The sequence below is a fragment of the Clavibacter vidaverae genome, assembly GCF_047529985.1.
Lineage (GTDB): Bacteria > Actinomycetota > Actinomycetes > Actinomycetales > Microbacteriaceae > Clavibacter > Clavibacter nebraskensis_A.
Genome location: NZ_JBLJAM010000001.1, coordinates 2,203,157 through 2,229,332 on the forward strand (window position 1 = coordinate 2,203,157; position 26,176 = coordinate 2,229,332).

The 26,176-nt window shown below is 72.9% G+C and carries 29 protein-coding genes and 1 pseudogene; 22 read left to right on the plus strand and 8 right to left on the minus strand.

The window, feature by feature from the left end; translation table 11 throughout:
• Positions 1–130 precede the first annotated feature (130 nt).
• The 5 genes and pseudogenes from rpsF to dnaB form a co-directional block, all read left to right on the plus strand.
• A pseudogene (rpsF, locus tag ACMT9T_RS10435) lies at positions 131–475 on the plus strand (30S ribosomal protein S6); the annotation flags it as partial.
• A gap of 102 nt (positions 476–577) precedes the next feature.
• Positions 578–1,132 carry a single-stranded DNA-binding protein gene (locus ACMT9T_RS10440; protein WP_043583663.1) on the plus strand — a complete coding sequence of 185 codons (555 nt, stop codon included), beginning with the start codon at positions 578–580 and terminating at the stop codon, positions 1,130–1,132.
• 36 nt (positions 1,133–1,168) lie between these two features.
• Complete coding sequence (rpsR, locus tag ACMT9T_RS10445) at positions 1,169–1,432, plus strand: 30S ribosomal protein S18 (RefSeq protein WP_012039648.1); 264 nt, start codon at positions 1,169–1,171, stop codon at positions 1,430–1,432.
• 11 nt (positions 1,433–1,443) lie between these two features.
• Positions 1,444–1,896, plus strand: coding sequence for a 50S ribosomal protein L9 (rplI, locus tag ACMT9T_RS10450; RefSeq protein ID WP_012300302.1), 453 nt, complete (start codon positions 1,444–1,446; stop codon positions 1,894–1,896).
• A gap of 456 nt (positions 1,897–2,352) precedes the next feature.
• Positions 2,353–3,732, plus strand: coding sequence for a replicative DNA helicase (gene dnaB / locus ACMT9T_RS10455; RefSeq protein ID WP_012039646.1), 1,380 nt, complete (start codon positions 2,353–2,355; stop codon positions 3,730–3,732).
• Positions 3,733–3,840: 108 nt separating this feature from the next.
• Here the strand turns inward: dnaB and ACMT9T_RS10460 are convergent, their stop codons facing one another.
• The 3 genes from ACMT9T_RS10460 to ACMT9T_RS10470 form a co-directional block, all read right to left on the minus strand.
• A complete protein-coding gene (locus ACMT9T_RS10460) occupies positions 3,841–4,233 on the minus strand; it encodes a CHY zinc finger protein (RefSeq protein ID WP_414745489.1) in 393 nt (130 codons plus the stop codon).
• Positions 4,234–4,354: 121 nt separating this feature from the next.
• Positions 4,355–5,980 carry a peptide chain release factor 3 gene (locus ACMT9T_RS10465; protein WP_414745490.1) on the minus strand — a complete coding sequence of 542 codons (1,626 nt, stop codon included), beginning with the start codon at positions 5,978–5,980 and terminating at the stop codon, positions 4,355–4,357.
• Positions 5,981–6,044: 64 nt separating this feature from the next.
• Positions 6,045–6,434, minus strand: coding sequence for a MerR family transcriptional regulator (locus ACMT9T_RS10470; protein ID WP_116053947.1), 390 nt, complete (start codon positions 6,432–6,434; stop codon positions 6,045–6,047).
• A 318-nt stretch (positions 6,435–6,752) separates the two neighbouring features.
• Here ACMT9T_RS10470 and ACMT9T_RS10475 point away from each other — a divergent pair, with 318 nt between their 5' ends.
• Both ACMT9T_RS10475 and ACMT9T_RS10480 read left to right on the plus strand, forming a co-directional pair.
• Positions 6,753–8,222 (plus strand): SulP family inorganic anion transporter, encoded by a 1,470-nt coding sequence (locus tag ACMT9T_RS10475; RefSeq protein WP_414745875.1) that lies wholly within the window; start codon positions 6,753–6,755, stop codon positions 8,220–8,222.
• Positions 8,223–8,248: 26 nt separating this feature from the next.
• On the plus strand, positions 8,249–9,442 hold the full coding sequence (locus tag ACMT9T_RS10480; RefSeq protein WP_414745491.1) for a glycosyltransferase: 1,194 nt from the start codon (positions 8,249–8,251) through the stop codon (positions 9,440–9,442).
• Between the two features lie 35 nt (positions 9,443–9,477).
• Here ACMT9T_RS10480 and ACMT9T_RS10485 read toward each other — a convergent pair whose 3' ends face one another.
• Together ACMT9T_RS10485 and ppgK are read right to left on the minus strand one after the other, a co-directional pair.
• Positions 9,478–10,596: a glycerate kinase gene (locus ACMT9T_RS10485; RefSeq protein ID WP_414745492.1), complete on the minus strand. Its 1,119-nt coding sequence runs from the start codon at positions 10,594–10,596 to the stop codon at positions 9,478–9,480.
• A gap of 93 nt (positions 10,597–10,689) precedes the next feature.
• Positions 10,690–11,574 carry a polyphosphate--glucose phosphotransferase gene (gene ppgK / locus ACMT9T_RS10490; RefSeq protein ID WP_414745493.1) on the minus strand — a complete coding sequence of 295 codons (885 nt, stop codon included), beginning with the start codon at positions 11,572–11,574 and terminating at the stop codon, positions 10,690–10,692.
• Between the two features lie 357 nt (positions 11,575–11,931).
• Here ppgK and ACMT9T_RS10495 point away from each other — a divergent pair, with 357 nt between their 5' ends.
• Together ACMT9T_RS10495 and ACMT9T_RS10500 are read left to right on the plus strand one after the other, a co-directional pair.
• On the plus strand, positions 11,932–12,618 hold the full coding sequence (locus ACMT9T_RS10495; protein WP_414745494.1) for an HdeD family acid-resistance protein: 687 nt from the start codon (positions 11,932–11,934) through the stop codon (positions 12,616–12,618).
• Positions 12,608–12,877, plus strand: a complete 270-nt coding sequence (locus tag ACMT9T_RS10500) for a hypothetical protein (RefSeq protein WP_043668444.1) — start codon at positions 12,608–12,610, stop codon at positions 12,875–12,877. Before ACMT9T_RS10495 ends, ACMT9T_RS10500 begins: the two co-directional genes overlap by 11 nt.
• A gap of 98 nt (positions 12,878–12,975) precedes the next feature.
• On the opposite strand, the gene purB is transcribed toward ACMT9T_RS10500, so the two are convergent.
• Positions 12,976–14,358: an adenylosuccinate lyase gene (purB, locus tag ACMT9T_RS10505; RefSeq protein ID WP_414745495.1), complete on the minus strand. Its 1,383-nt coding sequence runs from the start codon at positions 14,356–14,358 to the stop codon at positions 12,976–12,978.
• Positions 14,359–14,371: 13 nt separating this feature from the next.
• Positions 14,372–14,899, minus strand: a complete 528-nt coding sequence (locus tag ACMT9T_RS10510; protein WP_414745496.1) for a low molecular weight protein-tyrosine-phosphatase — start codon at positions 14,897–14,899, stop codon at positions 14,372–14,374.
• A gap of 133 nt (positions 14,900–15,032) precedes the next feature.
• Here ACMT9T_RS10510 and ACMT9T_RS10515 point away from each other — a divergent pair, with 133 nt between their 5' ends.
• Together ACMT9T_RS10515 and ACMT9T_RS10520 are read left to right on the plus strand one after the other, a co-directional pair.
• Positions 15,033–15,353, plus strand: coding sequence for a hypothetical protein (locus tag ACMT9T_RS10515; protein WP_414745497.1), 321 nt, complete (start codon positions 15,033–15,035; stop codon positions 15,351–15,353).
• The gene (locus tag ACMT9T_RS10520; RefSeq protein WP_414745498.1) at positions 15,332–16,714 is read left to right on the plus strand and encodes a hypothetical protein; all 1,383 of its coding nucleotides are present in this window, start codon (positions 15,332–15,334) and stop codon (positions 16,712–16,714) included. The genes ACMT9T_RS10515 and ACMT9T_RS10520 overlap by 22 nt, the downstream gene beginning before the upstream one ends.
• A 17-nt stretch (positions 16,715–16,731) precedes the next feature.
• Here ACMT9T_RS10520 and ACMT9T_RS10525 read toward each other — a convergent pair whose 3' ends face one another.
• Entirely contained in the window at positions 16,732–17,127 is a 396-nt protein-coding gene (locus tag ACMT9T_RS10525) for a phage holin family protein (RefSeq protein ID WP_414745499.1), read from the minus strand.
• 70 nt (positions 17,128–17,197) lie between these two features.
• On the opposite strand from ACMT9T_RS10525, the gene ACMT9T_RS10530 reads away from it, so the two are divergent.
• The 11 genes from ACMT9T_RS10530 (at position 17,198) to rpsN (ending at position 26,114) form a co-directional block, all read left to right on the plus strand.
• A complete protein-coding gene (locus tag ACMT9T_RS10530) occupies positions 17,198–18,313 on the plus strand; it encodes a pyridoxal phosphate-dependent aminotransferase (RefSeq protein ID WP_414745500.1) in 1,116 nt (371 codons plus the stop codon).
• Positions 18,314–18,322: 9 nt separating this feature from the next.
• Positions 18,323–19,435, plus strand: coding sequence for a thiamine pyrophosphate-dependent dehydrogenase E1 component subunit alpha (locus ACMT9T_RS10535; protein WP_414745501.1), 1,113 nt, complete (start codon positions 18,323–18,325; stop codon positions 19,433–19,435).
• A 74-nt stretch (positions 19,436–19,509) separates the two neighbouring features.
• A complete protein-coding gene (locus ACMT9T_RS10540) occupies positions 19,510–20,475 on the plus strand; it encodes an alpha-ketoacid dehydrogenase subunit beta (RefSeq protein ID WP_414745876.1) in 966 nt (321 codons plus the stop codon).
• Between the two features lie 42 nt (positions 20,476–20,517).
• Complete coding sequence (locus tag ACMT9T_RS10545) at positions 20,518–21,921, plus strand: dihydrolipoamide acetyltransferase family protein (protein WP_414745502.1); 1,404 nt, start codon at positions 20,518–20,520, stop codon at positions 21,919–21,921.
• Between the two features lie 70 nt (positions 21,922–21,991).
• Entirely contained in the window at positions 21,992–22,945 is a 954-nt protein-coding gene (locus ACMT9T_RS10550) for a metal ABC transporter substrate-binding protein (protein ID WP_414745503.1), read from the plus strand.
• A complete protein-coding gene (locus ACMT9T_RS10555; protein ID WP_414745504.1) occupies positions 22,942–23,841 on the plus strand; it encodes a metal ABC transporter ATP-binding protein in 900 nt (299 codons plus the stop codon). The genes ACMT9T_RS10550 and ACMT9T_RS10555 overlap by 4 nt, the downstream gene beginning before the upstream one ends.
• Positions 23,838–24,764, plus strand: coding sequence for a metal ABC transporter permease (locus tag ACMT9T_RS10560; RefSeq protein ID WP_414745505.1), 927 nt, complete (start codon positions 23,838–23,840; stop codon positions 24,762–24,764). Before ACMT9T_RS10555 ends, ACMT9T_RS10560 begins: the two co-directional genes overlap by 4 nt.
• Positions 24,761–25,207 (plus strand): Fur family transcriptional regulator, encoded by a 447-nt coding sequence (locus ACMT9T_RS10565; RefSeq protein WP_414745506.1) that lies wholly within the window; start codon positions 24,761–24,763, stop codon positions 25,205–25,207. The genes ACMT9T_RS10560 and ACMT9T_RS10565 overlap by 4 nt, the downstream gene beginning before the upstream one ends.
• Before the next feature lie 195 nt (positions 25,208–25,402).
• Positions 25,403–25,639 (plus strand): 50S ribosomal protein L28, encoded by a 237-nt coding sequence (gene rpmB, locus ACMT9T_RS10570; protein WP_015491494.1) that lies wholly within the window; start codon positions 25,403–25,405, stop codon positions 25,637–25,639.
• Entirely contained in the window at positions 25,639–25,806 is a 168-nt protein-coding gene (gene rpmG / locus ACMT9T_RS10575) for a 50S ribosomal protein L33 (protein WP_011187086.1), read from the plus strand. The genes rpmB and rpmG overlap by 1 nt, the downstream gene beginning before the upstream one ends.
• Positions 25,807–25,808: 2 nt before the next feature.
• Positions 25,809–26,114 carry a 30S ribosomal protein S14 gene (rpsN, locus tag ACMT9T_RS10580; RefSeq protein WP_015491493.1) on the plus strand — a complete coding sequence of 102 codons (306 nt, stop codon included), beginning with the start codon at positions 25,809–25,811 and terminating at the stop codon, positions 26,112–26,114.
• Positions 26,115–26,176: the final 62 nt, after the last annotated feature.

Genomic DNA, 26,176 nt, shown 5'->3' on the forward strand with positions numbered 1-26,176 from the left:
GCGAGGTTGTCCGCCCGGCAACGGGATTCCCCTGCCCCGCGCGGACAGATGCACATACCCTCCTGTCGCAGATCGTCTGCGACCGTTCAAGTCCGAAGGAGGTGGGTTAGTGACGCATCAGTACGAACTCATGGTGATCCTGGATCCCGAGATCGATGAGCGCACCGTCGCTCCCAGTCTCGACAAGTTCCTCAACGTCATCCGCACGAGCGGTGGCACCGTCGACAACGTCGACGTCTGGGGCCGTCGTCGACTGGCGTACGAGATCAACAAGAAGAACGAGGGCATCTACGCCGTCGTCCAGCTCACCGCCACGAGCGAGGCCACGCAGGAGCTCGACCGCCAGCTGGGTCTGTCCGAGGCCGTCATGCGCACCAAGGTGCTGCGTGCCGAGGAGGCCATGGCCATGGTCGCCTCCGCTGCGAAGCTCGCCGACGAGAAGGCCGCCCGCAAGGCAGCCGCCACGTCCAAGGCCGCAGACGCCGCCCCCCAGGCTCCCGCCACGGACGCCGCTCCGGCGACGCCCGGCAAGCCGGCGGCGCAGGCCGCTTCCAGCGAGAAGACCGGGGAGTAGTCGATGGCCGGCGAAACCATCATCACGGTCGTGGGCAACCTCACCAGTGATCCGGAGCTGCGGTACACGCAGAACGGGCTGGCGGTAGCCAACTTCACCATCGCCTCCACGCCGAGGTCCTTCGACCGCGCGAGCAACGACTGGAAGGACGGCGACGCCCTCTTCCTCCGTGCGAGCGTGTGGCGCGAGTTCGCCGAGCACGTGGCGTCCTCGCTCACCAAGGGCTCGCGTGTCGTCGCGACCGGCCGCCTCAAGCAGCGGTCGTACGAGACGAAGGAGGGCGAGAAGCGCACCTCCATCGAGCTCGAGGTCGACGAGATCGGCCCCTCGCTCCGCTACGCGACCGCTCAGGTCACGCGCGCGGCCGGCGGCGGCGGCAACGGCGGCGGAGGCAACTCCGGCGGCGGTGGCCGTGGCCAGTTCGGCGGCGGACAGCCCCAGCAGCAGCAGGTGGCCGAGGAGCCGTGGGGCACCCCCGCGAGCTCCGGCGGCAACTCCGGCGGTGGCGACGGCGGCTGGTCCAACCCCGGCAACTTCAACGACGAGACGCCCTTCTAGGGCTCGTCGCACTACGTACGAAAGACAGGAAGAATCATGGCTGGAAAGAGCAGCGGCGACCGCCGCAAGCCTCTCCGCGGAGCCAAGGGCGGCAAGAACGCCGCCCCGGCGAAGTCCATCCGCGTCGGCGTCATCGACTACAAGGATGTCGCCACCCTCCGCAAGTTCATCTCCGAGCGGGGAAAGATCCGCGCTCGTCGCATCACCGGTGTCTCGGTGCAGGAGCAGCGCCTCATCGCGCGCGCAGTCAAGAACGCGCGTGAGATGGCACTTCTCCCCTACGCCGGCTCCGGCCGTTAAGGGGTAATGGAATGTCCAAAGTAATCCTGACGACCGAGGTCTCCGGCCTCGGTTCCCCCGGAGACGTCGTCGAGGTCAAGAACGGGTTCTCCCGCAACTACCTCGTGCCCCAGGGCTTCGCGGTCATCTGGAGCCGCGGCGGCGAGAAGCAGATCGAGCAGATCAAGGCAGCGCGTGCCGCTCGCGAGCACGCGACCATCGAGGAGGCGCAGGACCTCAAGAGCCGCCTCGAGGCCAAGATCGTCAAGCTGACCGTCAAGGCCGGCCAGGGCGGGCGCCTCTTCGGCTCCGTCAAGACGTCCGACATCGCCAAGGCGGTCGAGGAGTCCGGCATCGGCCAGGTCGACAAGCGCAAGATCGAGATCCCCAACCCCATCAAGGGCACGGGCAACCACGAGGCCACGATCCGGCTCCGTGACGACATCGTCGCCACGATCAGCCTGCAGGTCGTCGCCGCGAAGTAACGCAGCACGGGAACGATGGCGGTGGGCTCCTGGAGCCCACCGCCATCGGCGGTTAACCAGCCGGTCAGAGGGGTCTGGATCCCCACCCTCATCCACAGGCGAGCCCCTAGCAGACGAACTCTCAAGCCCTGGTGCAGACTAGTTTTCCCACACCGGTAGGGGAGAATTCCAGTCCTGGTCAGATCTGCATTCGGGTCTCAAAAAAGTCAGTAGTGCACAGGTCTGTCCCCAGGTAGTCCACACGATCCCCGGCGTTTCGCCCACTTTGTCCACAGTCTCGTCCACAGGGGCATTTGGTCCTGGCACGACCGGATCCATATCGTGGGGCAGCGCCCGTCGAACGGGTCGCGAGAGGGCCCGTCAGCGGTCCGGCCGACGCCCTCCGAGCGGTGTCGGTGGTCCGAGCTAGAACGGTCGTGCGGGCGCATCCGCCCAGCCGACCGAGGGGAGCCGCACGTGTCCATCGCCCATCTGGGTCTCGCCGGCGAACGCGACGAGCGCGACAAGCGCGCCGGTCACGAGCGCACGCCGCCGCACGACCTCCTCGCCGAGCAGAGCGCCATCGGCGGCATGCTCCTCAGCAAGGACGCCGTGGCCGACGCGGTCGAGCAGGTGCGGGCGATCGACTTCTACATCCCCAAGCACGAGATCATCTTCGACGCGATCCTGTCGCTGTACTCGCACGGCGAGCCCACCGACGTCATCGCCGTCACGGACGAGCTCACGAAGCTCGGCGAGCTCAGCCGGGCCGGCGGCGCCGACTACCTCCACACCCTCACGAGCGTCGTCCCCACGGCCGCCAACGCCGGCTTCTACGCGTCCATCGTCGCCGAGAAGGCGGTGCTGCGGCGCCTGGTCGAGGCGGGCACCCGCATCGTGCAGATGGGCTACGCCAGCGAGGGCGAGGTCGTCGACCTCGTCAACAACGCCCAGGCGGAGATCTACGGCGTCACGGGTGGTGTGGAGGCGGAGGACTACGTGCCGCTCACGGACGCGGTCACGGTCGCCATCGACGAGATCGAGGCCGCCAAGGGCAAGGACGGCCAGATGACCGGCGTGCCCACGGGCTTCGCCGACCTCGACGCTCTCACCAACGGCCTGCACCCCGGCCAGCTCATCATCGTCGCCGCGCGCCCCGCGCTCGGCAAGTCGACGCTGGCGCTCGACTTCGCACGTGCCGCCAGCATCAAGTACGACATGCCCTCCATCTTCTTCAGCCTCGAGATGGGGCGCAGCGAGATCGCGATGCGCCTCCTGTCCGCCGAGGCGTCCGTGCCCCTGCAGAGCATGCGCAAGGGCACCGTGGACGCGCGCGACTGGACGACCATCGCGCAGACGCGCGGCCGCATCAACGACGCGCCCCTCTACATCGACGACAGCCCGAACATGACGCTCGTCGAGATCCGGGCGAAGTGCCGCCGGCTCAAGCAGAAGGTCGGCCTCAAGCTCGTCGTCATCGACTACCTGCAGCTCATGACGAGCGGCAAGAAGGTCGAGTCGCGCCAGCAGGAGGTCTCGGAGTTCTCTCGCGCCCTCAAGCTCATGGCGAAGGAGCTGCAGGTGCCGGTCATCGCGCTGTCGCAGCTGAACCGAGGCCCCGAGCAGCGAGCCGACAAGATGCCGGCCATCTCCGACCTCCGCGAGTCGGGCTCGCTCGAGCAGGACGCCGACATGGTCATCCTGCTGCACCGCGAGAGCGCCTACGAGAAGGACAACCCGCGCGCGGGCGAGGCCGACTTCATCGTCGCCAAGCACCGCAACGGGCCGACGGGCACCATCACGGTCGGCTTCCACGGGCACTTCTCGCGCTTCGCGGACATGCCGGCGGGCGGCTAGCCGAGCGTCGTACCCGGGGCCGCACACCGGCGGTCCGCGCCGTCCCGGGCGTGCGAGCGGCCGCGGGCGTGGATCCGGGAACCCGGCAGAACCGCGGAGGCGCACGTGTCAGGGCGCGAAGTACACGTGCGCGTGGGCTGCGCAGCCGGGGTTGAAGGCCGCGCCGCAGCTCGGGCAGGAGTCCGCCGCGAGGTACTCGGGGACGGACATCGTGGCGCGGCAGACGCCGCAGAGGGCGGCCGGCAGATGGTGCTCGGCGCGGGGGATCACCTGGAGGGGATGATCGGCCACGGCGGCGTGGCAGAGGTGGCACGGGTACCAGGCGTCGCAGCAGGGGGCGCGGAGGGCGACGACGTCGAGTGCGGATCCGTAGTGGATGCAGCGCGTCTCGGCGTCGATCGACGGGCCGCGGACCACCACGTCGTCGATCTCTGCGGCCGGGTCTCGGCCTGCGACACCGTCGTCGGTCGCCGGGGAGCAGGCGGAGGTGACGGTGTCCATCGCCGGACCGCTGGCGGACGTGGCGTGATCGAGAGCATCGTGACCTGCCAGGGGGGTCACGGCCGCATCCCGCTCAGGAACGGGGGCACCGCGGTGACCGGCCGAGGGGGTCACGTGCGCGTCACGCGTCCGGGAGGGCCGTCGCGGCGTCGACGAGGGTGAGCTCGGGGCTGTCGCGCTCGATTGCCTTGAGGCGCCACGGGGTGGTGATGAGGGCGATGTGCGTGCCGTCGGACCGGACCAGCACCTCCACGCCGATGGTCTTGGCGAGGGCCGGCGCCGAGGCCGCGTCCGTGATCCGCGCCACCTGGTACTCGAGCGGCTCCATGCGCAGCGGGGCGCGGAACTCGTTCGTCATGCGCTCGACGACGACCTCGAACTGCATGGGGCCGACCGCGCCGAGGACGGGCGCCTGGTCGCCGCGGAGGTCAGAGCGCATCACCTGGATGACGCCCTCGTGGTCGAGCTGCTCGATGCCCTTGCGGAACTGCTTGTGCGTGCTCGTGTCCTTGGAGCGGACGACGCGGAACAGCTCGGGGGCGAACTGGGGGAGGCGCGGGAAGGTGACGGGGGAGCCGTCGAAGAGCGTGTCGCCCACGCGGATGTTGGACGCGTTGACGAGGCCGACGACGTCGCCCGGGTAGGCGTCGTCGACGGTGGAGCGCTCGCGGCCGAAGAGCTGCTGCGCGTACTTCGTGACGAAGGGGCGGCCGGTCTGGGCGTGCGTGACGGTCATGCCGCGGTGGAAGACGCCCGAGCAGATCCGCATGAAGGCGAGGCGGTCGCGGTGGGCGGTGTTCATGCCCGACTGCACCTTGAAGACGAAGCCGGAGAAGTCGTCCTCGACGGGACGCGTGCGGTCCTTCTCGTCCGGGCGGGGCTGGGCGGCCGGGGCGATGGCGTCGAGCGCGTCGAGGATGTGGGTCACGCCGAAGTTGAGCACGGCGGCCGCGAAGAGCACGGGCGTGGTGCGGCGGGCGAGGAACGACTCCTCGTCGTGGTCCTGGCCCTCCTCGTGCAGGAGCTCGCTCTCCTCGACGGCGTTCGTCCAGGCGGATCCGGCCGCGGCCAGCGCCTCGTCGGGCGACATGCGCGTCTCGGGGGCGATGCTCGCGCCGCCGGCCGTGCGGGTGAAGTGCACGCACTCGCCGGTGGAGCGGTCCACGACGCCGAAGAACGCGCCGGACTCGCCGACCGGCCAGGTGAGCGGGGTGGGGAGGAGGCCCGTGCGCTCCTTGATCTCGTCCATGAGGTCGAGGGGCTCGCGGCCCGGGCGGTCCCACTTGTTGATGACGGTGATGATCGGGATGCGGCGCTGGCGGCACACCTCGAAGAGCTTCATGGTCTGGGTCTCGAGGCCGCGGGAGGCGTCGACGAGCATGATCGCGGCGTCCACCGCGGAGAGGACCCGGTAGGTGTCCTCGGAGAAGTCGGCGTGGCCGGGGGTGTCGACGACGTTCATGACGGTGTCGCGGTGGGTGAACTGGATCGCGGCGGAGCTCACGGAGATGCCGCGTTCCTTCTCCATGTCCATCCAGTCGGAGACCGTGGACTTGCGGCCCTGCTTGCCGTGCACGGCGCCCGCGGAGCCGATGGCGTGCGCGTGCAGCAGGAGCGCCTCGGTGAGCGTGGACTTGCCCGCGTCGGGGTGGGAGATGACGGCGAAGGTGCGACGGCGGGACGCCTCGCGCAGCACGGGGGAGGCGGAGGCCGAGGCGGCTGCGCGGGGAGGGGTGATGGTCGACACCTCCCCATGGTACGAGGCCGTCACGGGAGGGTCGTCGCGGGGAGCGCGCGGGCGGCTCCGTGGATCAGCGCGCGCGGAGGCGGTCGAGGAACTCGTCGGCCATGTCGAGGTGCTCGGCGAGCCGGCGGCGGCGCTCCTCGGCGTCGGCGATGAACGCGGCGAGGGCGGCGCGGAGCGAGGCGGTGTCGTCGTCGGGTCCGGCGGCGTCGAGGGCGTCGGTGACCTCGAGCAGGCGCATCATCTCCTCGAGCGAGAAGCCGAGCGGCTTCATCCGCCGGATGAGGAGGAGCCGCTCCAGGTCCTCGGCCGTGTAGAGGCGGAAGCCGCCGTCGGAGCGGCCGGAGGGGCGGAGCAGGCCGGTCTCGTCGTAGTGGCGGAGCGTGCGGTGCGAGAGGCCGGTGCGCTCGGCGAGCTCGCCGATCTGCATGGTCGCGGGGCCGGCGGGTCGCGTCATGCGGGCCTCCAGGGGGACTCTCCCCTCACGTGAGGGAAGGGTATGATGGGCGCGGCCGGGCGACCGCTCCCGCCCATTCTCCCCGATGGCCGGGGCCTCCCCGTCTGCCCCCGAACGGGGGTGCGCCATCCTGCGGTCGGCCGCATGCCGCGCGAGCGGTGCCGCCGGCGCGTGCGCGTCGCGGAGCGCCCCGTCCGCCCATCGCCCCTGGCCTCATCCGATCGGAGCACCGTGACCGCCCTGCCCCCCGCCGCCGTCGATCCCACCCCGTCGGGCTCCGGATCCGCCGGCACCGCCGCGCCGGCGCCCTCGCCCACCGTGCTCGAGGCGCTGCGCACGCCGCGCCTCCTCACCCGCGAGGCGCTCGCCGGGCTGGTGGTGGCGCTCGCGCTCATCCCCGAGGCGATCTCGTTCTCGATCATCGCGGGCGTGGATCCGCGCGTCGGCCTCTTCTCGTCGTTCGTGATGGCCGTGACGATCGCGTTCCTCGGCGGGCGGCCGGCCATGATCTCGGCGGCCACGGGCGCCGTCGCCCTCGTCATCGCGCCGGTCGCGCGCGAGCACGGCATGGACTACTTCCTCGCCACCGTGATCCTCGCGGGGCTGCTGCAGGTGGTGCTCGCGGTGCTCGGCGTCGCGCGGCTCATGCGGTTCATCCCGCGGTCGGTGATGGTCGGGTTCGTAAACTCGCTCGCGATCCTCATCTTCACGGCGCAGATCCCCAACCTCGTCGACGTGCCGTGGCTCGTGTACCCGCTCGTGGCGGTGGGGATCGCGATCCTCGTGCTGCTGCCCCGGGTCACGCGCGTGGTGCCCGCGCCGCTCGTCGCCATCGCGCTGCTCACGGGCGCGACCGTGCTGGGCGCGCTCGCCGTGCCGACGGTCGGCGACCAGGGCGAGCTGCCGCGGAGCCTGCCGGAGCTGTTCCTGCCGCAGGTGCCGCTCACGCTCGAGACGCTGGGGATCATCGGGCCGTACGCGCTCGCGATGGCGCTCGTCGGGATCCTCGAGTCGCTGATGACCGCGAAGCTCGTCGACGACATCACCGACACGCCCTCGCACAAGACGCGGGAGACGTGGGGCCAGGGCGCCGCGAACGTGCTGTCCGGGCTCTTCGGCGGCATGGGCGGCTGCGCCATGATCGGCCAGACGATGATCAACGTGAAGGTCTCGGGCGCGCGCACGCGCATCTCGACGTTCCTCGCGGGCGTGTTCCTGCTCGTCCTCGTGGTCGTCCTCGGCGACGTCGTGGCCGTGATCCCGATGGCCGCGCTCGTGGCCGTGATGGTGATGGTGTCGGTGGGCACGTTCGACTGGCACAGCATCCGGCCGTCGACGCTCAAGCGCATGCCGCTCGGCGAGACGCTCGTGATGGTGCTGACCGTCGCCGTGGTGGTCGCGACGCACAACCTCGCGATCGGCGTCGTCGTCGGCGTGATCGCCGCGATGGTCGTCTTCGCACGGCGGGTGGCGCGCTTCGCGACCGTCGAGCGCGCGGTCGTCACGGACGCGGACGGCGAGCCGGCGGCGGAGTACCGGGTGGTGGGTGAGCTCTTCTTCGCGTCGAGCAACGACCTCACGACGCAGTTCCGGTACGCGGAGGACCCGGCGCGCGTGCGGATCGACATGAGCGGATCCCACGTGTGGGACGCCTCGACGGTGGCCGCGCTCGACGCCATCACCACCAAGTACGCGCGCCGCGGGACCGCGGTCGACATCCACGGCATGAACGACGCCAGCCTCCGCATGCACGGCCGGCTGGCGGGGCGGCTGGGCGGCGAGGGCTGATCGCGGCCGCTCGTAGGATCGGGCCCATGAGGATCGCGTTCGTCTCGCTGCACACGTCGCCGATCCAGGAGCCCAGCACCGGCGACGCCGGCGGGCTGAACGTCTACCTGCTGGAGCTCGCCCGGAGCCTCGGCCGGCAGGGGCACGAGGTGCGGCTGATCACGCGCGCCACGGATCCCGCGGACCCGCCGATGATGCGCGTCGCGGCCGGCGTCGAGCTGCTCGCGCTGCGGGCGGGGCCGGTCGGGCCGATGCGGAAGGAGGAGCTGCCGGGGATCACGGACGAGTTCGCCGCCGCGCTCGCCGCGCTGCCGCCGGCCGACGTCGTGCACAGCCACTACTGGCTGTCGGCCGTGGCCGCGCTGCCCGTCGCGCGGGCGTGGGGCGTGCCGCACGTGCTGACGCTGCACTCCGTGTCCGCCGGCAAGAACCGCCGGCTCGTGCCGGGTGACACCCCGGAGCCGGCGGCGCGGCTCGCGGACGAGGCGCGGCTCGTGCGCGCGTCCGACCTCGTGGTCGCGTCGGCGGAGTCGGAGCGGCGGCTGCTCGTGGAGGCGTACGGAGCGGATCCCTCGACCGTGCACGTCGTGGCGCCGGGCGTGGAGGAGGCGTTCCTGCGGGAGCCGTCGGGGCGCGACGGCGGCGGGCGCGTGCGGGTCGTGCTGCTCGGCCGGATCCAGCCGCTCAAGGGCCAGGACGTGGCGCTCCGGGCGCTCGCCCTGCTGGATCCCGCGACCCGTCCGCTGCTCGTGATCGCCGGCGGCGTCTCACCCGGGCGCGACGCCTACGCGGCCGGGCTGCACGCGCTCGTGCGGTCGCTCGGGCTGGAGGACGACGTCGTCTTCGCCGGCGCGCTCGACCGTCCGGCGACAGCGCGGACGCTCGCCGCGGCGCACCTGGCGCTCATGCCGTCGGCCGCGGAGACCTACGGGCTCGTGGCGCTCGAGGCGGCCGCGTGCGGGACGCCGGTCGTGGCTTCGCGGACGGAGGGGCTCGTCGACTCCGTGCGCGAGGGCGTGAGCGGGGTGTTCGTGGCGACGCGGGATCCCGCCGACTGGGCCCGCGCGATCCGCGACCTGCTCGCCGACGGGCCCGCGCTCGCGCGGCTGTCGGCGTCGGCGCGGGAGCACGCCGCCCGGCGCACCTGGGACGTCGCGGCGGCGGACGTCGCGGAGGAGTACCGCGTCCTGCGGGAGCGCGCGGGGGATCCGCGGGGCTGAGGCCCTCTGCGCCACCCGCGGCCCGTCGTCCCGGCTCAGCCGCCGTGCGTCGCCGGGTCGCGCGCCACGTCCTCGGCGGCCCGCTCGAGCCACGCGACCGCGTCCGCGCGGGCGGCGTCGGCGGATCCCGCGAGGTCCGTGAGCGAGCGCGCGGCCGCGAAGCCGTCGGTCGGCGCGGCGACGATGCCGGCCACCAGGATCGCGCGGGCGCCGTGCGCGTGGGCCAGGTCGAGGACGCGCGAGGCCACCTTGCCGGTCCGCGACTGCGCGTCGAAGCGGCCCTCGCCCGTGACCACGACGTCGGCGCCCGCGACGAGGCCCGCGAGCCCGATCGCCTCGGCGACGCCCGCGGAGCCCGACGTCGGCTCGGCGCCCCAGGCCATCAGCCCCGCGGCGGTGCCACCGGCCGCGCCGGATCCGGGGGTGGCGGGATCCACCCCGAGGAGGGTCGCGAGGTGCGCGAGGCCGGCGTCGAGCACGCGGACGTCCGCCGGCGTCGCGCCCTTCTGCGGCCCGTAGACGGCCGCGGCGCCCGCGGGACCGGTGAGCGGCGCGCGGACGTCGCCGAGGATGCGCGCGCCGCCGGTCGGGAGCGCGCGGACTCCCGCGAGGTCGAGCGCGGCGATCCCCGCCAGCGCGCCGCCGCCGTCGCCCGCCTGGGATCCGTCGGCGCGGACGGCGCGGGCCCCGAGCTCGCGCAGGGCCCCCACACCGCCGTCGGTCGACGAGCTGCCGCCGAGCGCGAGCAGGAGGCGCGGGACGCCGGCGTCGAGGGCCGCGCGGATCGCCTGGCCCAAGCCGCGGGAGTGCGCGGCGAGGGGCCGCAGCGGATCCAGCAGCGTGATCCCGCTCGTCGACGCCACCTCCACCGCCCCCGTGCCGTCGGGCAGCAGGAGCCAATGCGCGTCGACCGGCCGGTCGACGGGGCCCGTGACGCGGACGGGCACGCGTCGCGCGCCGGGCACCGCGGCGGCGAGGACATCGAGGGTGCCCTGCCCGCCGTCGGCCATGGGCGCGATCACCACGTCGTCCTCGGGACGCGCCCGGAGCCAGCCGCGGCGGAGGGCGCGCGCGGCCTCGACGGCGGTGGCGGATCCGGTGAGCGAGTCGGGCGCCAGGACGACGCGCAGCGGACGGGGAGCGGCGGTGCTCATGCCGCCAGTCTGCCGCGCCGGGAGCTCGGCGGCGCAGCGGCGCAGCGGCCCGGCGGCCCGGCGGCCGCGCGGCCCCGCGGCCGGGCATCGGGCTCAGTCCGGCGCGACGCCCGTCCGGTGCGCCAGCAGGGCGGCCCCCACGAGCCCGGCGTCGTTGCCCCGGCTCGCCGCGATGATCTCGGTGTCGAGGTGCAGGAACCCCGCGAAGCGCGCGAACTCGTGCGCCGCGGCGCCGCCCACCACGATGAGGTCCGGCGACATGATCGACTCGAGGTGCCGGTAGTACCGCTCCAGCCGCGCCGCCCAGACCTCGAACGTCAGCCCCTCGCGCCGCACCGCGGAGAACGCGGCTTGCATCTCGTAGTCGCCGCCGTCGATGTGCACGTGGCCGAGCTCGCTGTTGGGGATGAGCTTCCCGTCGTGCAGCAGCGCGGTGCCGATGCCCGTGCCGAGCGTCGTGAGGATCACGAGGCCGCCGCGGCCCTGCAGCACGCCGTACTCGAGCTCGGCCACCCCGGCGGCGTCGGCGTCGTTCACGGTGAGCACGTCGATCCCGCTGCGCTCGCGGATCGCGGTGCGCGCGTCCATGCCGAGCCAGCGGTCGGAGATGTGGGCGGAGGAGCGGACGATGCCGTCCCGCACGATGCCCGGGACGCCCACGCCGACGGGCAGGTCCTCGTCCGGCGTGAGCTCCAGCACGATCTCGGCGATCACGTCGGCGATGTCCTCCGGCTCGCCGCCGACCGGCTTGCCGACCGTCATGCGCTCGGTGAGCCGGATCCCCGTGGTCACGTCGACGATGCCGGCCTTGAGCGTCGTGCCGCCGATGTCGATGCCGAGGGCCAGCCGGTCGCGGTGGGCCAGGGCCGCGGCGGCGCCCTCGGGCGCGGCGACGACGGCGCGGTCGACGGGGATGAACCCGGCGGTGGCCCGGCCGCCCTCGGAGGCGGGCCGCGGCGCGGTCTCGGGCTGGGGCACGGCGGGGCCTCTCGGTAGCGGACGGGATGCGGCAGCCGCGGATGCTGGTGCGGCGTGCGCGGGTGCTGCGGTGGATCGCGCGCGGACGGACCGGCGGGACGGGCGGACCCGGCCCGCGCCTCCCGAACCGACGACCCCTCGGCCGCCTCGGCTCAGAACGCCCGGTGCGCGTAGACGATCCCGCAGGCCACGCCCACGGCGCAGACGACCGCGAGCCCGACGACCGCACCGGTCGCCGCGGCGACCAGACGGGGGAGGGGACTCGTCACGCACCGAGCCTAGGCCAGCCCCGAGGGGCCGTCAGCGCGGGGCCCGGCCGAGCATCCGCCCAGGAACCCACCGAGTAGGCTGGCCCGGATGGAGAGAGAGGCTGCCGTGTCCGAGGACGAGCTGACGTTCCGGGCGGCGTACTGGCCCGTGCTCCTCCTGCGCGCACTGCCCGCCCTCGCGCTCGCCGCGTTCATCACCTTCTCCAGCGACCACTCCCCGGCCCTCGGCCTCGTGGCGTTCGGCGTCTTCGCGATCCTCTCCGGCCTGGTCACCGCGGGCCTCGGCGCCCGGGCGCTCCGCGGGCCCGGCGCCCGCCTCCGCACCACCGCGCTCGCCCAGGGCGCGCTCACGGTCGTCGCCGGCGTCGCCGCGCTGCTCGCCCGCGACGGCGGCGTCCTCGTGCTCCTCTACGTCGTCAGCGTCTGGGCGGTCGTCACCGGGTTCCTCGAGCTCGTCTCCGGCCTGCGCTCGCGCGGCCGCGTGCCCGGCGCGACCGACGCGATCACCACCGGCGCGCTCACCGTCGTCCTCGCCGTCGCCTTCCTCCTGGTGCCACCGGACCTCCTCGTCCAGTACGGCGGCGTGGAGCAGCGTGAGGGCCAGCTCACGGCTCCCGTCGTGGCCGTCGGCCTGCTGGGCGCCTACGCGGCGATCGTCGGGGTCTTCCTGGTCATCGCCGCCCTGAGCATGAAGTGGGGCACCTCCACGCCCACCGCGACCTCCGCGGCGGACGCCCCCGAACGACCGAGAGCGCGAGCTGACCGTGACATCTGACATCCGCAAGGACCGCATGCGCCCCGCCGAGCTGCTCGGCATCGCGGCGGCGCTCGCCGCGTTCGTCGGCCTGATCGTGGCGCTCAGCACCCGGCCGGGCGACGCGCAGTCGTGGACGGTCGTGGTCGTCTTCACGGGCGTCGCGTTCATCGGCGCCCTCGTGATGCTCGCCATGCTCGCGCTGTCGTTCAAGCCCAACCGCGACGAGCTGCAGGACATGGACGAGCAGGACCACCCGGATCGGCCGACCCGGCACTGAGCCGCTCGGGATCGTCGCGGAATCGCCCGCCCGCCCGGCCGCGGCCGGCCCCGGGGATGCGCCCCGAGGCCCGCCTCCCGCGCGCCCCGCGTACCGCGTCAGAGGATGTGGTCGACCAGCTGCGACGCCAGCCCCGCGTACCCGGCGGGCGTCAGCTCGAGCAGCCGCGCCTTCGCCTGGTCGCCGATGTCGAGCCCGGACACGAACGCCCGCATCTCGTCGCGCCCCACGCGCTTGCCGCGCGTGAGCTCCTTGAGCACCGCGTAGGGGTCGCTGATGGAGCTGCGCCCCGCCACGATCTCCGCGCGGATGACCGTCTGGATGGCCTCGCCGAGGATCTCCCAGTTCGCGTCGAGGTCGCCCGCGAGCAGCGCCCGGTCGACGTCGATCTCGAGGAGACCGCGCCCGATGTTGTCGAGCGCGAGCAGCGAGTGCCCGAGCGCGACGCCGACGTTGCGCTGCGTCGTGGAGTCGGTGAGGTCGCGCTGCAGCCGCGACGTGACGAGCGTGGAGGCGAGCGAGTCGAGCAGCGCATCCGACAGCTCGAGGTTCGCCTCCGCGTTCTCGAACCGGATGGGGTTGATCTTGTGCGGCATGGTCGACGACCCGGTGGCCCCGGCCTGCGGGATCTGCCGGAAGTAGCCCATGGAGATGTAGGTCCACACGTCCGTGCAGAGGTTGTGCAGCACGCGGTTCACGTGCGCGATGCGCGTGTAGAGCTCGGCCTGCCAGTCGTGCGACTCGATCTGCGTGGTGAGCGGGTTCCACACCAGCCCGAGCGAGGTGACGAAGGCGCGCGACTCGGCGGGCCAGTCCACGTCGGCGTCGGCCGCGAGGTGCGCCGCGAACGTGCCCGTGGCGCCGCTGAACTTCCCGAGCACCTCGACGTCCTCCACGTCGGCGCGCAGGCGCTCGAGCCGGTGCACGAACACCGCGAGCTCCTTGCCGAGCGTGGTGGGGGTGGCGGGCTGCCCGTGCGTGCGCGACAGCATCGCGTCGTCGCGGAACAGGAGGGCCCGCTCGCGGAGCGCGCCGATGACGGAGACGAGCTTCGGCAGCCACACCTCGCGCACGGCGCGGTCGATGACGAGCGCGTAGGAGAGGTTGTTGATGTCCTCGCTCGTGCAGGCGAAGTGCGTGAGCTCCGCGACGTGGCCGAGGCCGAGCTCCGCCAGGCGGTCCCGCACGAAGTACTCCACGGCCTTCACATCGTGCCGCGTCACGGCCTCGACGCGGGCGAGCGCGTCGATCTGCTCCTGCCCGAACTCCGCGACGACCCGGCGCAGCGCGTCCTTCTGCTCGTCCGTGAAGGGCGAGGAAGAGAGGAGCGACCGGTCGGTCAGGTGGATGAGCCACTCGATCTCGACGTGGATGCGCGCCCGGTTGAGGCCCGCCTCCGAGAGGTGCTCGCCGAGCTCGGTGACGACGGGGGCGTAGCGGCCGTCGAGGGGGCTCAGCACCTGCGGGGGCAACGGGCTCATGCGGGGTGATCTCCTAGCTGGGGGGACGGATGCCGGGCTCCACCTGCGTGAGGAGGGCCCGGGCGGCTCGATCTATCATCCCAAGAACCCGGTCGAACATCGCCGCGTCGGTGTAGTACGGGTCGGGCACGTCCCGCAGGTGCGCCTGGGGAGGATCGAACGACAGCAGCAGGTGGATCTTCGCCCGGTCCGCCTCCGTCCGGGCCCACTGCCGCAGCGTGCGCTCCTGGCCGCGGTCGAACACGACGACCAGGTCGAGGTCCGGCAGCGTGTCCGGGTCGAACTGCTTGGCGCGGTGGGCGGCTCCCGACAGCCCCTGGCGCTCGAGCGCGGCGAGCGTGCGCGCATCCGCCTGCTCGCCCACGTGCCAGTCACCCGTGCCGGCGCTCGTGACCGAGACGCGGTCGGCGTGGCCGGCGCGCTGCACCAGGTCCCGGAACACGACCTCCGCCATGGGCGATCGGCAGATGTTGCCGGTGCAGACGAAGGCGATCCGGAAGACGGGTGGCGCCGTCGTGGCCGGAGAGTCGGGGGCTCCCATGCGCTCATTCTGTCGGCTGCCGTCCCTCCCCACATCCCCGGATCCGAGCTCGTCCCCCGATGCGCCGCGGCTGGCTGGCGCTCGGCGTCCTCCCCGGCACGATGCGGGTCCACGGACAGGGGAAGGGGACGCGGTGCAGGATCACGCGCACGGGGTCGGCGGGGGTTCGCTCGGGGGCGGTGCCCCGCCGGGGGAGGGCAGCACGCCCGGGCAGCTGCGCGTGGAGGAGCAGACCCGGGAGCACGCCCTGGCAGCCGTCGCGGATGCGGTGGAGGAGACCCGCCGTCGGATCGCGTCGTGCCGGGACGACCCGTCCTGGTCCGGCCGCGCGCACGACGCGTTCACGCGCTCGCTGGACGACCTCGCGGGCCGGGTGGCGCTCGCCGCGACCCTGCTCCACGACGCGCGCCCGGGACCCGGATCCGCGCCCGGATGCCCGGGGGCACGACCGTGACGGGCGCCGACGCCCCGGGCCTCGTCGTCACCACGGGCGGCGCCACGTCCGTCGTCACGGACGACCTCGCGCGCCTCGCCGCCGCCCTCGACGACGCGGGGGAGCGCCTCGACGATCACGCACGGGCGCTCGCCCTGCCGCCGCTCGTCTCCCGGGTCACGGGCGAGCACGACGGGGGCCTCGACGTGCCGCGCGGACTCCTGGCGTCGGCCGCGCACGACGCGCGGGCGCTCGCCGTCGACCTGCGCCGCGCCGCCGCCGAGTACGCCGACGGGGAGCGCGACGTCGACCGCTGCGTGCGATCCGCGTCCGGGGAAAGGGGAGGGGGTCCCGCCGCAGCGGGACCCGGCGGCCTCCTCGACGACGCCGTGCGGCTGCCCGCGGACATCCTGCGGCTCATGGGCCTCGTCGGCATGATCGCGCTGCGGCCGGACGGCCCGGTCCGGCTGGTGGTCCCGGCGGCTGTCGGCGACGCCGTCTCGGACGTCGCCGCCGTGGCCACGCGCTCCGCGCCGGACGCCGCCTCCCGCGATGAGGCGGTGCGGTCGACGACAGCCGGCCTCCTGGCCCTGCTCGGGGGCGTCGGCCTCCTGCGCGACGCCTCCGCATCGGTGCGCGTGCACCCCGACGCCCTGCGACCGGCGCCGTCCAGCCTCGCCGACCTCGCGGCCCGGATCCCCGATCCCGTACCCGGCGCCCCGCAGATGCGCGTCGAGCAGTACCGCGCCCCTGACGGCCGCCGTCGCTTCGTCGCGTACCTCGGCGGCATGGTCACCCTGGATCCGCGCACCGGGCGCGAGGACTTCGGTCCCGCCTCGGCGGCCGCGGCGCTGGCGACGGAGCGCGGTTCGGCCGTGCAGGCGGCTGAGACGGCGCTCCGCGACGCGGGTGCGACCGCGGGCGACGAGGTGTACGTCGTCGGCTACTCGATGGGCGGGATCCTCGCCCGCTCGGCGGGCGACGACCCGGCCTTCCACGTCACCCACGAGCTCACGTTCGGCTCGCCCGTCGGCGAGCTCCCGCTGCGGCAGGGGATCGACGGCGTCGCGGTGGAGCACACGGACGATCTCGTCCCCGCCCTCGGGGGCACGCGCTCGTCGGCCGGCGATGCGGGCGACGACGTCGTGGTGCGCGCCCCGGCGTTCGGCCCTACGGCACCGGCCGGGCCGCTCGACGCACACGAGCTCGACACGTACCGGGCGACGGCGGCCGAGATGGACGCCTCGCGCTCCCCGCTCCTGGTGCGGGCGCGCGACGAGCTCCACGGGTTCCTCGACGGCGCGACGCCGGTCGCCTCCCACCTCTACCGGGCGGAGCGGGTGCCCGGCGCCCCGGCCCACGCGCGGGGAGGCGGGATGTGATCCGCGGGATCCGCGGGTCAGACCCGAGAGGTCACCGGGCGCAGCACCAGCCCCACCAGCCAGCTGAAGAGCGCCATGAGGAGGGCGCCGAGCACGCCCCACCAGAAGCCCTCGACGGTGAGGCCGAAGCCGAGCGCGTCGGAGATCGCGCCGACGAGGAGGAAGAGCAGGCCGTTCACGACGAGCGCGATGAGACCGAGCGTCAGGATGTAGAGCGGGAGCGCGACGATGCGGATGGCCGTGCCGATCACGCCGTTCACCACGCCGAAGATCGCGCCCAGCAGCAGGTACGTGAGCACGGTGGCCGTGGTGTCGCCCGGTTCGTAGGCGGTCACGACCGTGCCGGAGACGATGAGCGTGGTGAGCCAGAGCGCGACGGCGTTGATGACGACGCGGACGAGGAAGCGGGACATGCTGCGATCCTCCCAGACCGCGCTCCGGGCGGCCATGGGCGCGTCGGGGCCCCGCCCCTAGAATCGCCCGGTGACCCCCGAACACGCCCCCATCGACCCCGCGGCCCCCGTCCGGCTCCGCCCCGCGATCGCGGCCATGGTCGCGTACCGCCAGGGCAAGCCCGCCGGCGAGGACGACTTCAAGCTCTCCAGCAACGAGAACCCGTTCGACCCGCTGCCCTCGGTGCTCGCCCGCGTCGACCAGGTGCGCGACGTCAACCGCTACCCGGACGCAGGGGCGACCCTGCTGCGCACCGCGCTCGCCGAGCGCTTCGGCGTCACGGTCGACCACGTGCACGCGGGCGCGGGATCCGTCGCGATCCTCTCCCAGCTCATCACCGCGGCAGCGGGCCCGGGCGACGAGGTCGTCCACGCGTGGCGCTCCTTCGAGGCGTACCCGACGCTCATCACGGTCGCCGGCGCCACGGGCGTCCCGGTGCCGAACCTGCCCGACCACTCGCACGACGTCGACGGCATGATCGCTGCCCTCACCGACCGAACGCGCGTCGTCATCGTCTGCACGCCGAACAACCCCACCGGCACGCTGGTCAGCCGGGAGGACCTCGAGCGCCTGCTCGCGGCCGTCCCCCGCGACGTGCTCGTGCTCCTCGACGAGGCGTACGGCGAGTTCGTCGCGCCAGAGCATGCCCTCGACGGCATGCGCCTGCTCGCCGACCACCCGAACCTCGTCGTCCTCCGCACCTTCTCCAAGGCCTACGGGCTCGCGGGCCTGCGGATCGGCTACGCGGTCGGGCACCCGCGCATCCTCGACGCCGCCCGCTCGGCCGCCATCCCGCTCTCGGTCACGGGCCACGCGCAGCACGCGGCGCTGGCGTCGCTCGAGCACGAGGACGAGCTGCTGGAGCGCGTCGCCGTCCTCGCCCGGGATCGCGACGAGGCCTGGCGGGCCCTCACCGAGCAGGGCTGGGTGGTGCCGCGCCCGCACGGCAACTTCGTCTGGCTGGCCACGGGCACCGCGACCGCGGAGGTCGAGGCGCAGCTGGCCGCCGCGGGGCTCGTGGTGCGCGCCTTCGCCGACGAGGGGATCCGCGTCACCATCGGCGAGCCCGCCTCTGTCCGGAAGCTACTGAACGCGTCGGCGGGAATTGTCCGGGGGCTGCCGGAGGGCCACCCGGCGCGCCGGTAGGTTGGGACGATGCCGGAAAGCGATGTGACGGTCCAGCTCCTGACCCCCGCGGGCGAGCTCGCACCGAGCGACTCCGCCGAGGAGTTCCTCCCGTACTTCGAGCGACTCACGGAGGACGACCACAGCGGCTTCCTCCGCGACATGCGCCTCACGCGGGCGTTCGACCTCGAGGCCACCAATCTGCAGCGCCAGGGCCACCTCGGCCTCTGGGCGCCGAGCACCGGCCAGGAGGCGGCGCAGGTCGGCTCCGGCCGGGCCACCCGCCCCCAGGACCACGTGTTCCCCGCGTACCGCGAGCACGGCGTGGCCCTCATCCGCGGCATCGACCCGGTCGACATCGTCCGGCTCATGCGCGGCGTCACGCACGGCGGCTGGGATCCGGCCGCGGGCAACTTCCACCTCTACACGCTGGTCATCGGCTCGCAGGCGCTGCACGCCACGGGCTACGCGATGGGCGTCGCGTTCGACGGCGACGTGGCGACCGGCGACCCCGACCGCGACACCGCGGTCATCGCCTACTACGGCGACGGCGCCACCAGCCAGGGCGACGTGAGCGAGGCGTTCGTCTTCGCCGCGAGCTTCCAGACCCCGCAGGTGTTCTTCCTGCAGAACAACCACTGGGCGATCTCGGTCCCGGTCACCACGCAGTCGCGCACCCCCCTCTACCTCCGCTCCCGCGGCTTCGGCGTGCCGAGCACGCAGGTCGACGGCAACGACGTCTTCGCGAGCTACGCCGTCACGGCCAAGCACCTCGACGACGCGCGGAACGGGCGCGGGCCGTCCTTCATCGAGGCGCTCACGTACCGCGTCGGCGCGCACACCTCGAGCGACGACCCCACGAAGTACCGCACCGACGAGGAGCTGCAGGGCTGGGTCGCGAAGGACCCCATCGCGCGCCTCGAGGCGTACCTGCGGAAGCAGGGCGCGCCGCAGTCGCTGTTCGACGGCATCGACGAGGAGGCCAAGGACCTCGCCGCCGACGTCCGCCGCCGCACGATCGAGCTGACCGGCCCGCCGCTGTCGGGCATCTTCGACCACGTCTACTCGGATCCGCACACCGTCACCGCCGAGCAGCGCGAGTGGCTCGAGCGCTACGAGGCCTCGCTGGGAGGGACCCGATGACCGACACCATCGACCGCGCGGAGGCGGCAGCAGGAGCGGGCTCCGCCGACGGAGCCCCCGCAGGCATCGAGAGCATGCCCATGGCGAAGGCCCTTAACGCCGGCCTCCGCCGTGCGCTCGAGGAGGACGACAAGGTCCTGCTCATGGGCGAGGACATCGGCCCGCTGGGCGGCGTCTTCCGCATCACCGAGCACCTGCAGCGCGACTTCGGCGACCGCCGCGTCATCGACACCCCGCTCGCCGAGTCCGGCATCGTCGGCACGGCCATCGGCCTCGCGATGCGCGGCTACCGGCCCGTGTGCGAGATCCAGTTCGACGGCTTCATCTACCCGGCCTTCGACCAGATCACGAGCCAGCTCGCCAAGATCACCAACCGGCACGAGGGCGCCATGCGCATGCCCGTCGTGATCCGCGTGCCCTACGGCGGCCACATCGGCGCCATCGAGCACCACCAGGAGAGCCCCGAGGCGTACTTCGCGCACACGCCCGGCCTCCGCGTCGTGAGCCCGAGCACGCCGCACGACGCGTACTGGATGATCCAGGACGCCATCAAGTCGGACGACCCGGTGATGTTCTTCGAGCCCAAGGCCCGCTACCGGCCGAAGGGCGAGGTCGACTTCTCGGCGCCCGGCATCGGCCTGCACGAGAGCCGGGTCGTCCGCTCCGGCACCGACGTCACGCTCGTCGGCCACGGCGCCATGGTGTCGATGCTGCTGCAGGCCGCCGAGCTCGCGGCCGAGGAGGGCACGAGCGTCGAGGTCGTCGACCTGCGCTCGCTGTCTCCCGTCGACTACGGCCCCATCCTGGAGTCGGTGCAGCGCACCGGCCGCCTGGTCGTCGCGCAGGAGGCGCCCGGCCACGTGTCCGTCGGCTCCGAGATCGCGGCCACGGTCACCGAGCGGGCGTTCTACTCGCTCGAGGCGCCGGTGATCCGCGTCTCCGGCTTCGACGCCCCGTTCCCGCCCGCGAAGCTCGAGACGCTGTACCTCCCGGATGCCGACCGCATCCTCGAGGCCGTCGACCGCTCGCTCGCCTACTAAGACGCCCCGCCGCCCCCGCGGCACGGAGAAGAGGACCGCACGATGGCTGATTCCGAGTTCACCCTGCCCGACGTCGGCGAGGGCCTCATCGACGCCGAGATCGTCTCGTGGCGCGTGCAGCCGGGCGACCAGGTGGCGCTGAACCAGGTGATCGTGGAGATCGAGACCGCGAAGTCGCTCGTGGAGCTGCCGAGCCCGTTCGAGGGCACCGTCTCCGGGCTGCTCGTGCAGGAGGGCCAGACGGTCGAGGTGGGCACGCCCATCATCGCGATCGCGCAGGGCTCGCCCGGCGTGTCCGGCCCGGCCGAGACGCCCGCGCAGATGGCGCTCCCGGGCGAGACGGTGATCGAGGACGACACCGCCATCGAGAACCGCGAGCCCGTCGCCCCGCCGGCCCCCGCCGCCGAGGAGACCTCGGGCGCCGTGCTCGTCGGGTACGGCACGGTCGGCAAGGTCGCGAGCCGACGCCGCCGACCCGAGCCGGGCGCGACCGCCCCCGCCCGACCCGCCGCCCGCCCCGGCGCGCAGGCCGGCGCCCCCGCCGCACGCGCACCGCGTCCCGCCTCGGTGCCCGCCGCCTCGGCCGCGCCCATCATCGCGAAGCCCCCCATTCGCAAGCTCGCCAAGGACCTCGAGGTCGACCTCTCCGAGGTCGAGGCCACCGGGCTCGTCGGCGAGATCACGCGCGAGGACGTCATCCGCACCGCCCAGCAGGCGAGCGTCTTCAAGAACATCGAGACGCCCGAGTGGCCGGACGCGCGCGAGGACCGGATCCCCGTCAAGGGCGTCCGCAAGGTCATCGCCGCGGCCATGGTGCAGAGCGCGTTCCAGGCGCCGCACGTGAGCCTGTTCGTCGACGTCGACGCGACCCGCACCATGGAGTTCGTCAAGCGGCTCAAGGCGTCCACCGACTTCGCGGGCGTCAAGGTCTCACCGCTGCTCATCATGGCCAAGGCGATGATCTGGGCGGTGCGCCGGAACCCCACGGTCAACTCCTCGTGGACCGACCAGGAGATCATCGTCCGCCACTACGTGAACCTCGGCGTCGCCGCGGCGACGCCCCGTGGCCTCGTCGTGCCGAACGTCAAGGAGGCGCAGGGCATGTCTCTGCTGGAGCTCGCCCGCGCGCTTGAGCAGCTGACGCTCACGGCCCGCGACGGCAAGACGAGCCCGGCGGACATGAGCCAGGGCACGATCACGCTCACCAACATCGGCGTCTTCGGCATGGACACCGGCACGCCGATCCTCAACCCGGGCGAGGTCGCCATCGTGGCGCTCGGCACGATCAAGCAGAAGCCGTGGGTGGTGGACGGCGAGGTGCGTCCGCGCTTCGTCACGACCATCGGCGCGAGCTTCGACCACCGCGTGGTCGACGGCGACGTCGCGAGCCGCTTCCTGGCCGACGTGGCCAGCATCATCGAGGAGCCGGCGCTGCTCCTGGAGTGACGCTCCGCCGAGTCCACAGCGGCACCCGAGTGGTACTGACAACCGTTATCAGTACCGTATCGTCGGATCCATGAACCGTCGCCCCCTCACCGCCCTCCTCGCCGTCTCGCTCCTCGCCGTCCCGCTCGCGGGCTGCGCCTCCGGATCCGGGTCGCCCTCGGGCGACGCCAGCGCGTCCGCTTCGGGCGGCGGCGCCCTCGAGGTCGTCGCCTCCACCGACGTCTACGGCGACATCGCGAAGCAGATCGGCGGCGACGACGTGAAGGTCACCTCCATCATCGACAGCCCGGACAAGGACCCGCACGAGTACCAGGCCACGTCGCGCGACCAGCTGGCCCTCTCCACGGCCGACGTCGTGATCCAGAACGGCGGCGGCTACGACGACTTCGTCGACACGATGATCCAGGCCCTCCCGGGCGGCAAGAGCCCCGTCCTCCTCAACGCCGCGGACATCTCCGGCTACGACCAGGAGCCCGCCGAGGGCGAGTTCAACGAGCACGTCTGGTACGACGTGCCCACGATGAAGAAGCTCGCCGAGGAGGTCGAGCAGGCGTTCTCGAAGGCCGACAGCGCCGGCGCCGCCACGTTCGAGGCCAACGAGCAGGCCTTCACGGCGAAGCTCGACCAGATCGCCTCGGCCGAGGCCGACGCGAAGGCGGCCGGCACCGGCAAGGGCGTCGCCATCACCGAGCCCGTCCCGCTCTACATGACGAGCGCCATGGGCCTGGAGAACCGCACGCCCGACGAGTTCAGCGAGGCCGTCGAGGAGGGCACCGACGTCCCCGCCGACGTGCTCAAGGAGACGCTCGCGCTCTTCTCCGAGAAGAAGGTCGCCGCGCTCGTCTACAACGCGCAGACCACGGGCGCCACGACCGACCAGGTCGTCGCCGCCGCCAGGGCCGCGGGCGTACCCGTCGTGCCGGTCACCGAGACGCTCCCCGCCGACCTGCCCGCGGGCAGCGGGTACGTTGAGTGGATGACCGAGAACGTCGACGCCGTGGCCTCCGCGATCCGGGGATCGTGACCGGCGCACCCGTCCTGAGCCTCCGGGACGCGACGCTCTCGTTCGGCGCGCGCACCCTCTGGAGCGGACTCGACCTCGACGTGGCGCCCGGCGAGTTCGTCGCGGTGCTCGGCCCGAACGGATCCGGCAAGACCAGCTTCCTGAAGTCCGTCCTCGGCGCCCAGCGCCTCACGTCGGGGGAGATGCGCTTCCTCGACCAGCCGGTGCGCCGCGGTGCTCGGCGCATCGGCTACATCCCGCAGCAGAAGCTCATCACCGCGTCCACGCCCGTGCGCGCCCGCGACCTCGTCGGCTTCGGCGTCACCGGCCACCGCTGGGGGCTGCCGATCAGCCGCCGGGCCGAGCGCGCCCGGATCGACGAGCTGCTCGACGCGGTCGGCGCCACGGCGTACGCGGACGCTCCGGTCGCGACGCTCTCCGGCGGCGAGCAGCAGCGCCTGCGGGTGGCCCAGGCCCTCGCGTCGGATCCGCGGCTCCTGCTCTGCGACGAGCCGCTCCTCAGCCTCGACCTCGGGCACCAGCGGGTGGTCAGCGAGCTCATCGACCGGCACCGCCGCGAGACGGACGCCGCCGTGGTGTTCGTCACGCACGACATCAACCCCGTGCTCGACATGGTCGACCGCGTCCTCTACCTCGTGGGCGGCCGGTTCCGCATCGGGACCCCCGACGAGGTCCTCGACTCCGAGGTGCTGAGCTCGCTCTACGGCACGCCCGTCGACGTCGTGCGCGTCCGCGGCCGCGTCGTCGTGGTGGGCGCGACCGACGACCCGCACGGCCACCACTCGCACGACGACGAGGAGCACGACGCGCACGGCGACCACGGGCCGCACGGCCTCCACGGCGCCGACGCCGGCACGGCCACGCGCGCGGGCTCGTCCGACGGGAGGGCCGCGTGATCCACCTGCTCGCGGACGCGGGCGACGTCTGGTCGCGCCTGTTCGACTTCTCCGACTACGGCGCGCTCGTCGCGCTGCTGCGGAACAGCATCATCGCGGGCGCCGTGCTCGGCGTCGTGGGCGGCCTCATCGGCGTCCTCGTGATGACCCGCGACCTCGCCTTCGCGGTCCACGGCGTGAGCGAGCTCTCGTTCGCGGGCGCCGCGGCGGCCCTGCTGCTCGGCGTGAACGTCGTCGGCGGATCCCTCGTGGGCTCCCTCATCGCCGCGATCGCCATCGGCGTCCTAGGCACGCGCGCGAAGGACCGCAACTCGATCATCGCCGTCATCATGCCGTTCGGCCTGGGCCTCGGGATCCTCTTCCTCGCGCTCTACGACGGCCGCGCGAGCAACAAGTTCGGCCTGCTCACGGGCCAGATCGTCTCGGTCGACAACCCGCAGCTCGGCTACCTCGTGGCCATCGGCGCGGTCGTCATCCTGGGGCTCGCCGTGGTCTGGCGCCCGCTGATGTTCGCGAGCGTCGACCCCGACGTCGCGGCCGCCCGCGGGATCCCCGTGCGCCTGCTCTCCATCGTGTTCATGGTGCTGCTCGGGCTCGGCACGGCGGTCTCCATCCAGATCGTCGGCGCGCTGCTCGTGCTCTCGCTGCTGGTGACGCCGGCGGCGGCGGCCATGCGCGTCTCGTCGACGCCGCGGGTCGTCGTGTCGCTCAGCGTGCTGTTCGCCCTCATGAGCATCGTCGGCGGGATCATGCTCGCGCTCGGCAGCAGCATCCCGATCAGCCCCTACGTCACCACCATCTCGTTCGCCATCTACCTGGTCTGCCGGACCGTCGACGCCGTCCGGGCGCGCACCGGGACGTCGGGCGGGGCGCGTACCCTGTCGGGGCGGGGAGGATCGCCCGCCGGGAGGGCACGGGCATGAAGCGGAACACATGGCAGCGCGAGGCCGTGCGGCAGGCGCTGGACGCGTCCTCCGACTTCGTGAGCGCGCAGCGGCTCCACGCGCGACTGCACGACGCCGGATCCCCCATCGGCCTGGCCACCGTCTACCGTGCGCTCGGCGACCTCGCGGCGGAGGGCGACGCGGACTCGCTGCAGTCGCCCGAGGGCGAGGCGCTCTACCGCACGTGCGACACGGGCGGCCACCATCACCACCTCATCTGCCGCGTCTGCGGCAAGACGGTGGAGATCGCGGCCGACGAGGTCGAGTCGTGGGCGCACGACGTGGCGGCCCGCAACGGCTTCACGGCGCCGAGCCACGTGGTCGACGTCTTCGGCCTCTGCGCGGAGTGCACCCGGCGAGCGGCCGACGCGGCTTCCGCCGAGGCCTCCACGACCGCGTCGGAGACGCCCGCATCCGCATGATCCCGGGCCTCCGGCTTGCGTCCGGGCGTGTCGTCGCGTAGCCTCGATCCTTGGCCGAGCGGCTCATCCGCTCGCATGTGCGCCCGCCGCCCCTCCTGAGGGGCGGATCCCCCTCTCTCGAGAACCGGGGACGGGCGTGCCGACAAGAAATCTTGGGTAGGGCGGTCTCGCCCTACGGTACCTACGGAGGAAACCATGGCAGCAACCTGCCAGGTGACCGGCGCCGTCCCCGGCTTCGGACACAACATCTCGCACTCGCACCGGCGCACCAAGCGCCGCTTCGACCCGAACGTGCAGAAGAAGACGTACTACGTCCCCTCGCTGCGTCGCAACGTCAAGCTCACGCTCTCCGCGAAGGGCATCAAGGTCATCGACGCCCGCGGCATCGAGTCCGTCGTCAAGGACCTCCTCGGTCGTGGGGTGAAGATCTAATGGCCAAGCAGCAGGACGTCCGTCCGATCATCAAGCTCCGCTCGACGGCCGGCACCGGGTACACGTACGTGACCCGCAAGAACCGCCGCAACAACCCCGACCGCCTCGTGCTGAAGAAGTACGACCCGGTCGTCCGCAAGCACGTCGACTTCCGCGAGGAGCGCTAACCATGGCCAAGAAGAGCAAGATCGCCCGCAACGAGCAGCGCAAGGTCATCGTCGAGCGGTACGCCGCGAAGCGCCTCGAGCTGAAGAAGGCCCTCGTGGACCCGAACGGCACCGACGAGAGCCGCGAGGCGGCCCGCGCCGGCATCCAGCGCCTCCCGCGCGACGCCTCGCCCGTCCGCGTCCGCCAGCGCGACGGCATCGACGGTCGCCCCCGCGGCAACCTGTCGAAGTTCGGCATCTCCCGCGTGCGCTTCCGTGACATGGCCCACCGCGGCGAGCTTCCGGGCATCACGAAGTCCAGCTGGTAGGTTCCAAGCGGCCGCACGGCCGAACGGACCGCTGATGGCCTCTTCGGCTCGCACGGTCCGCT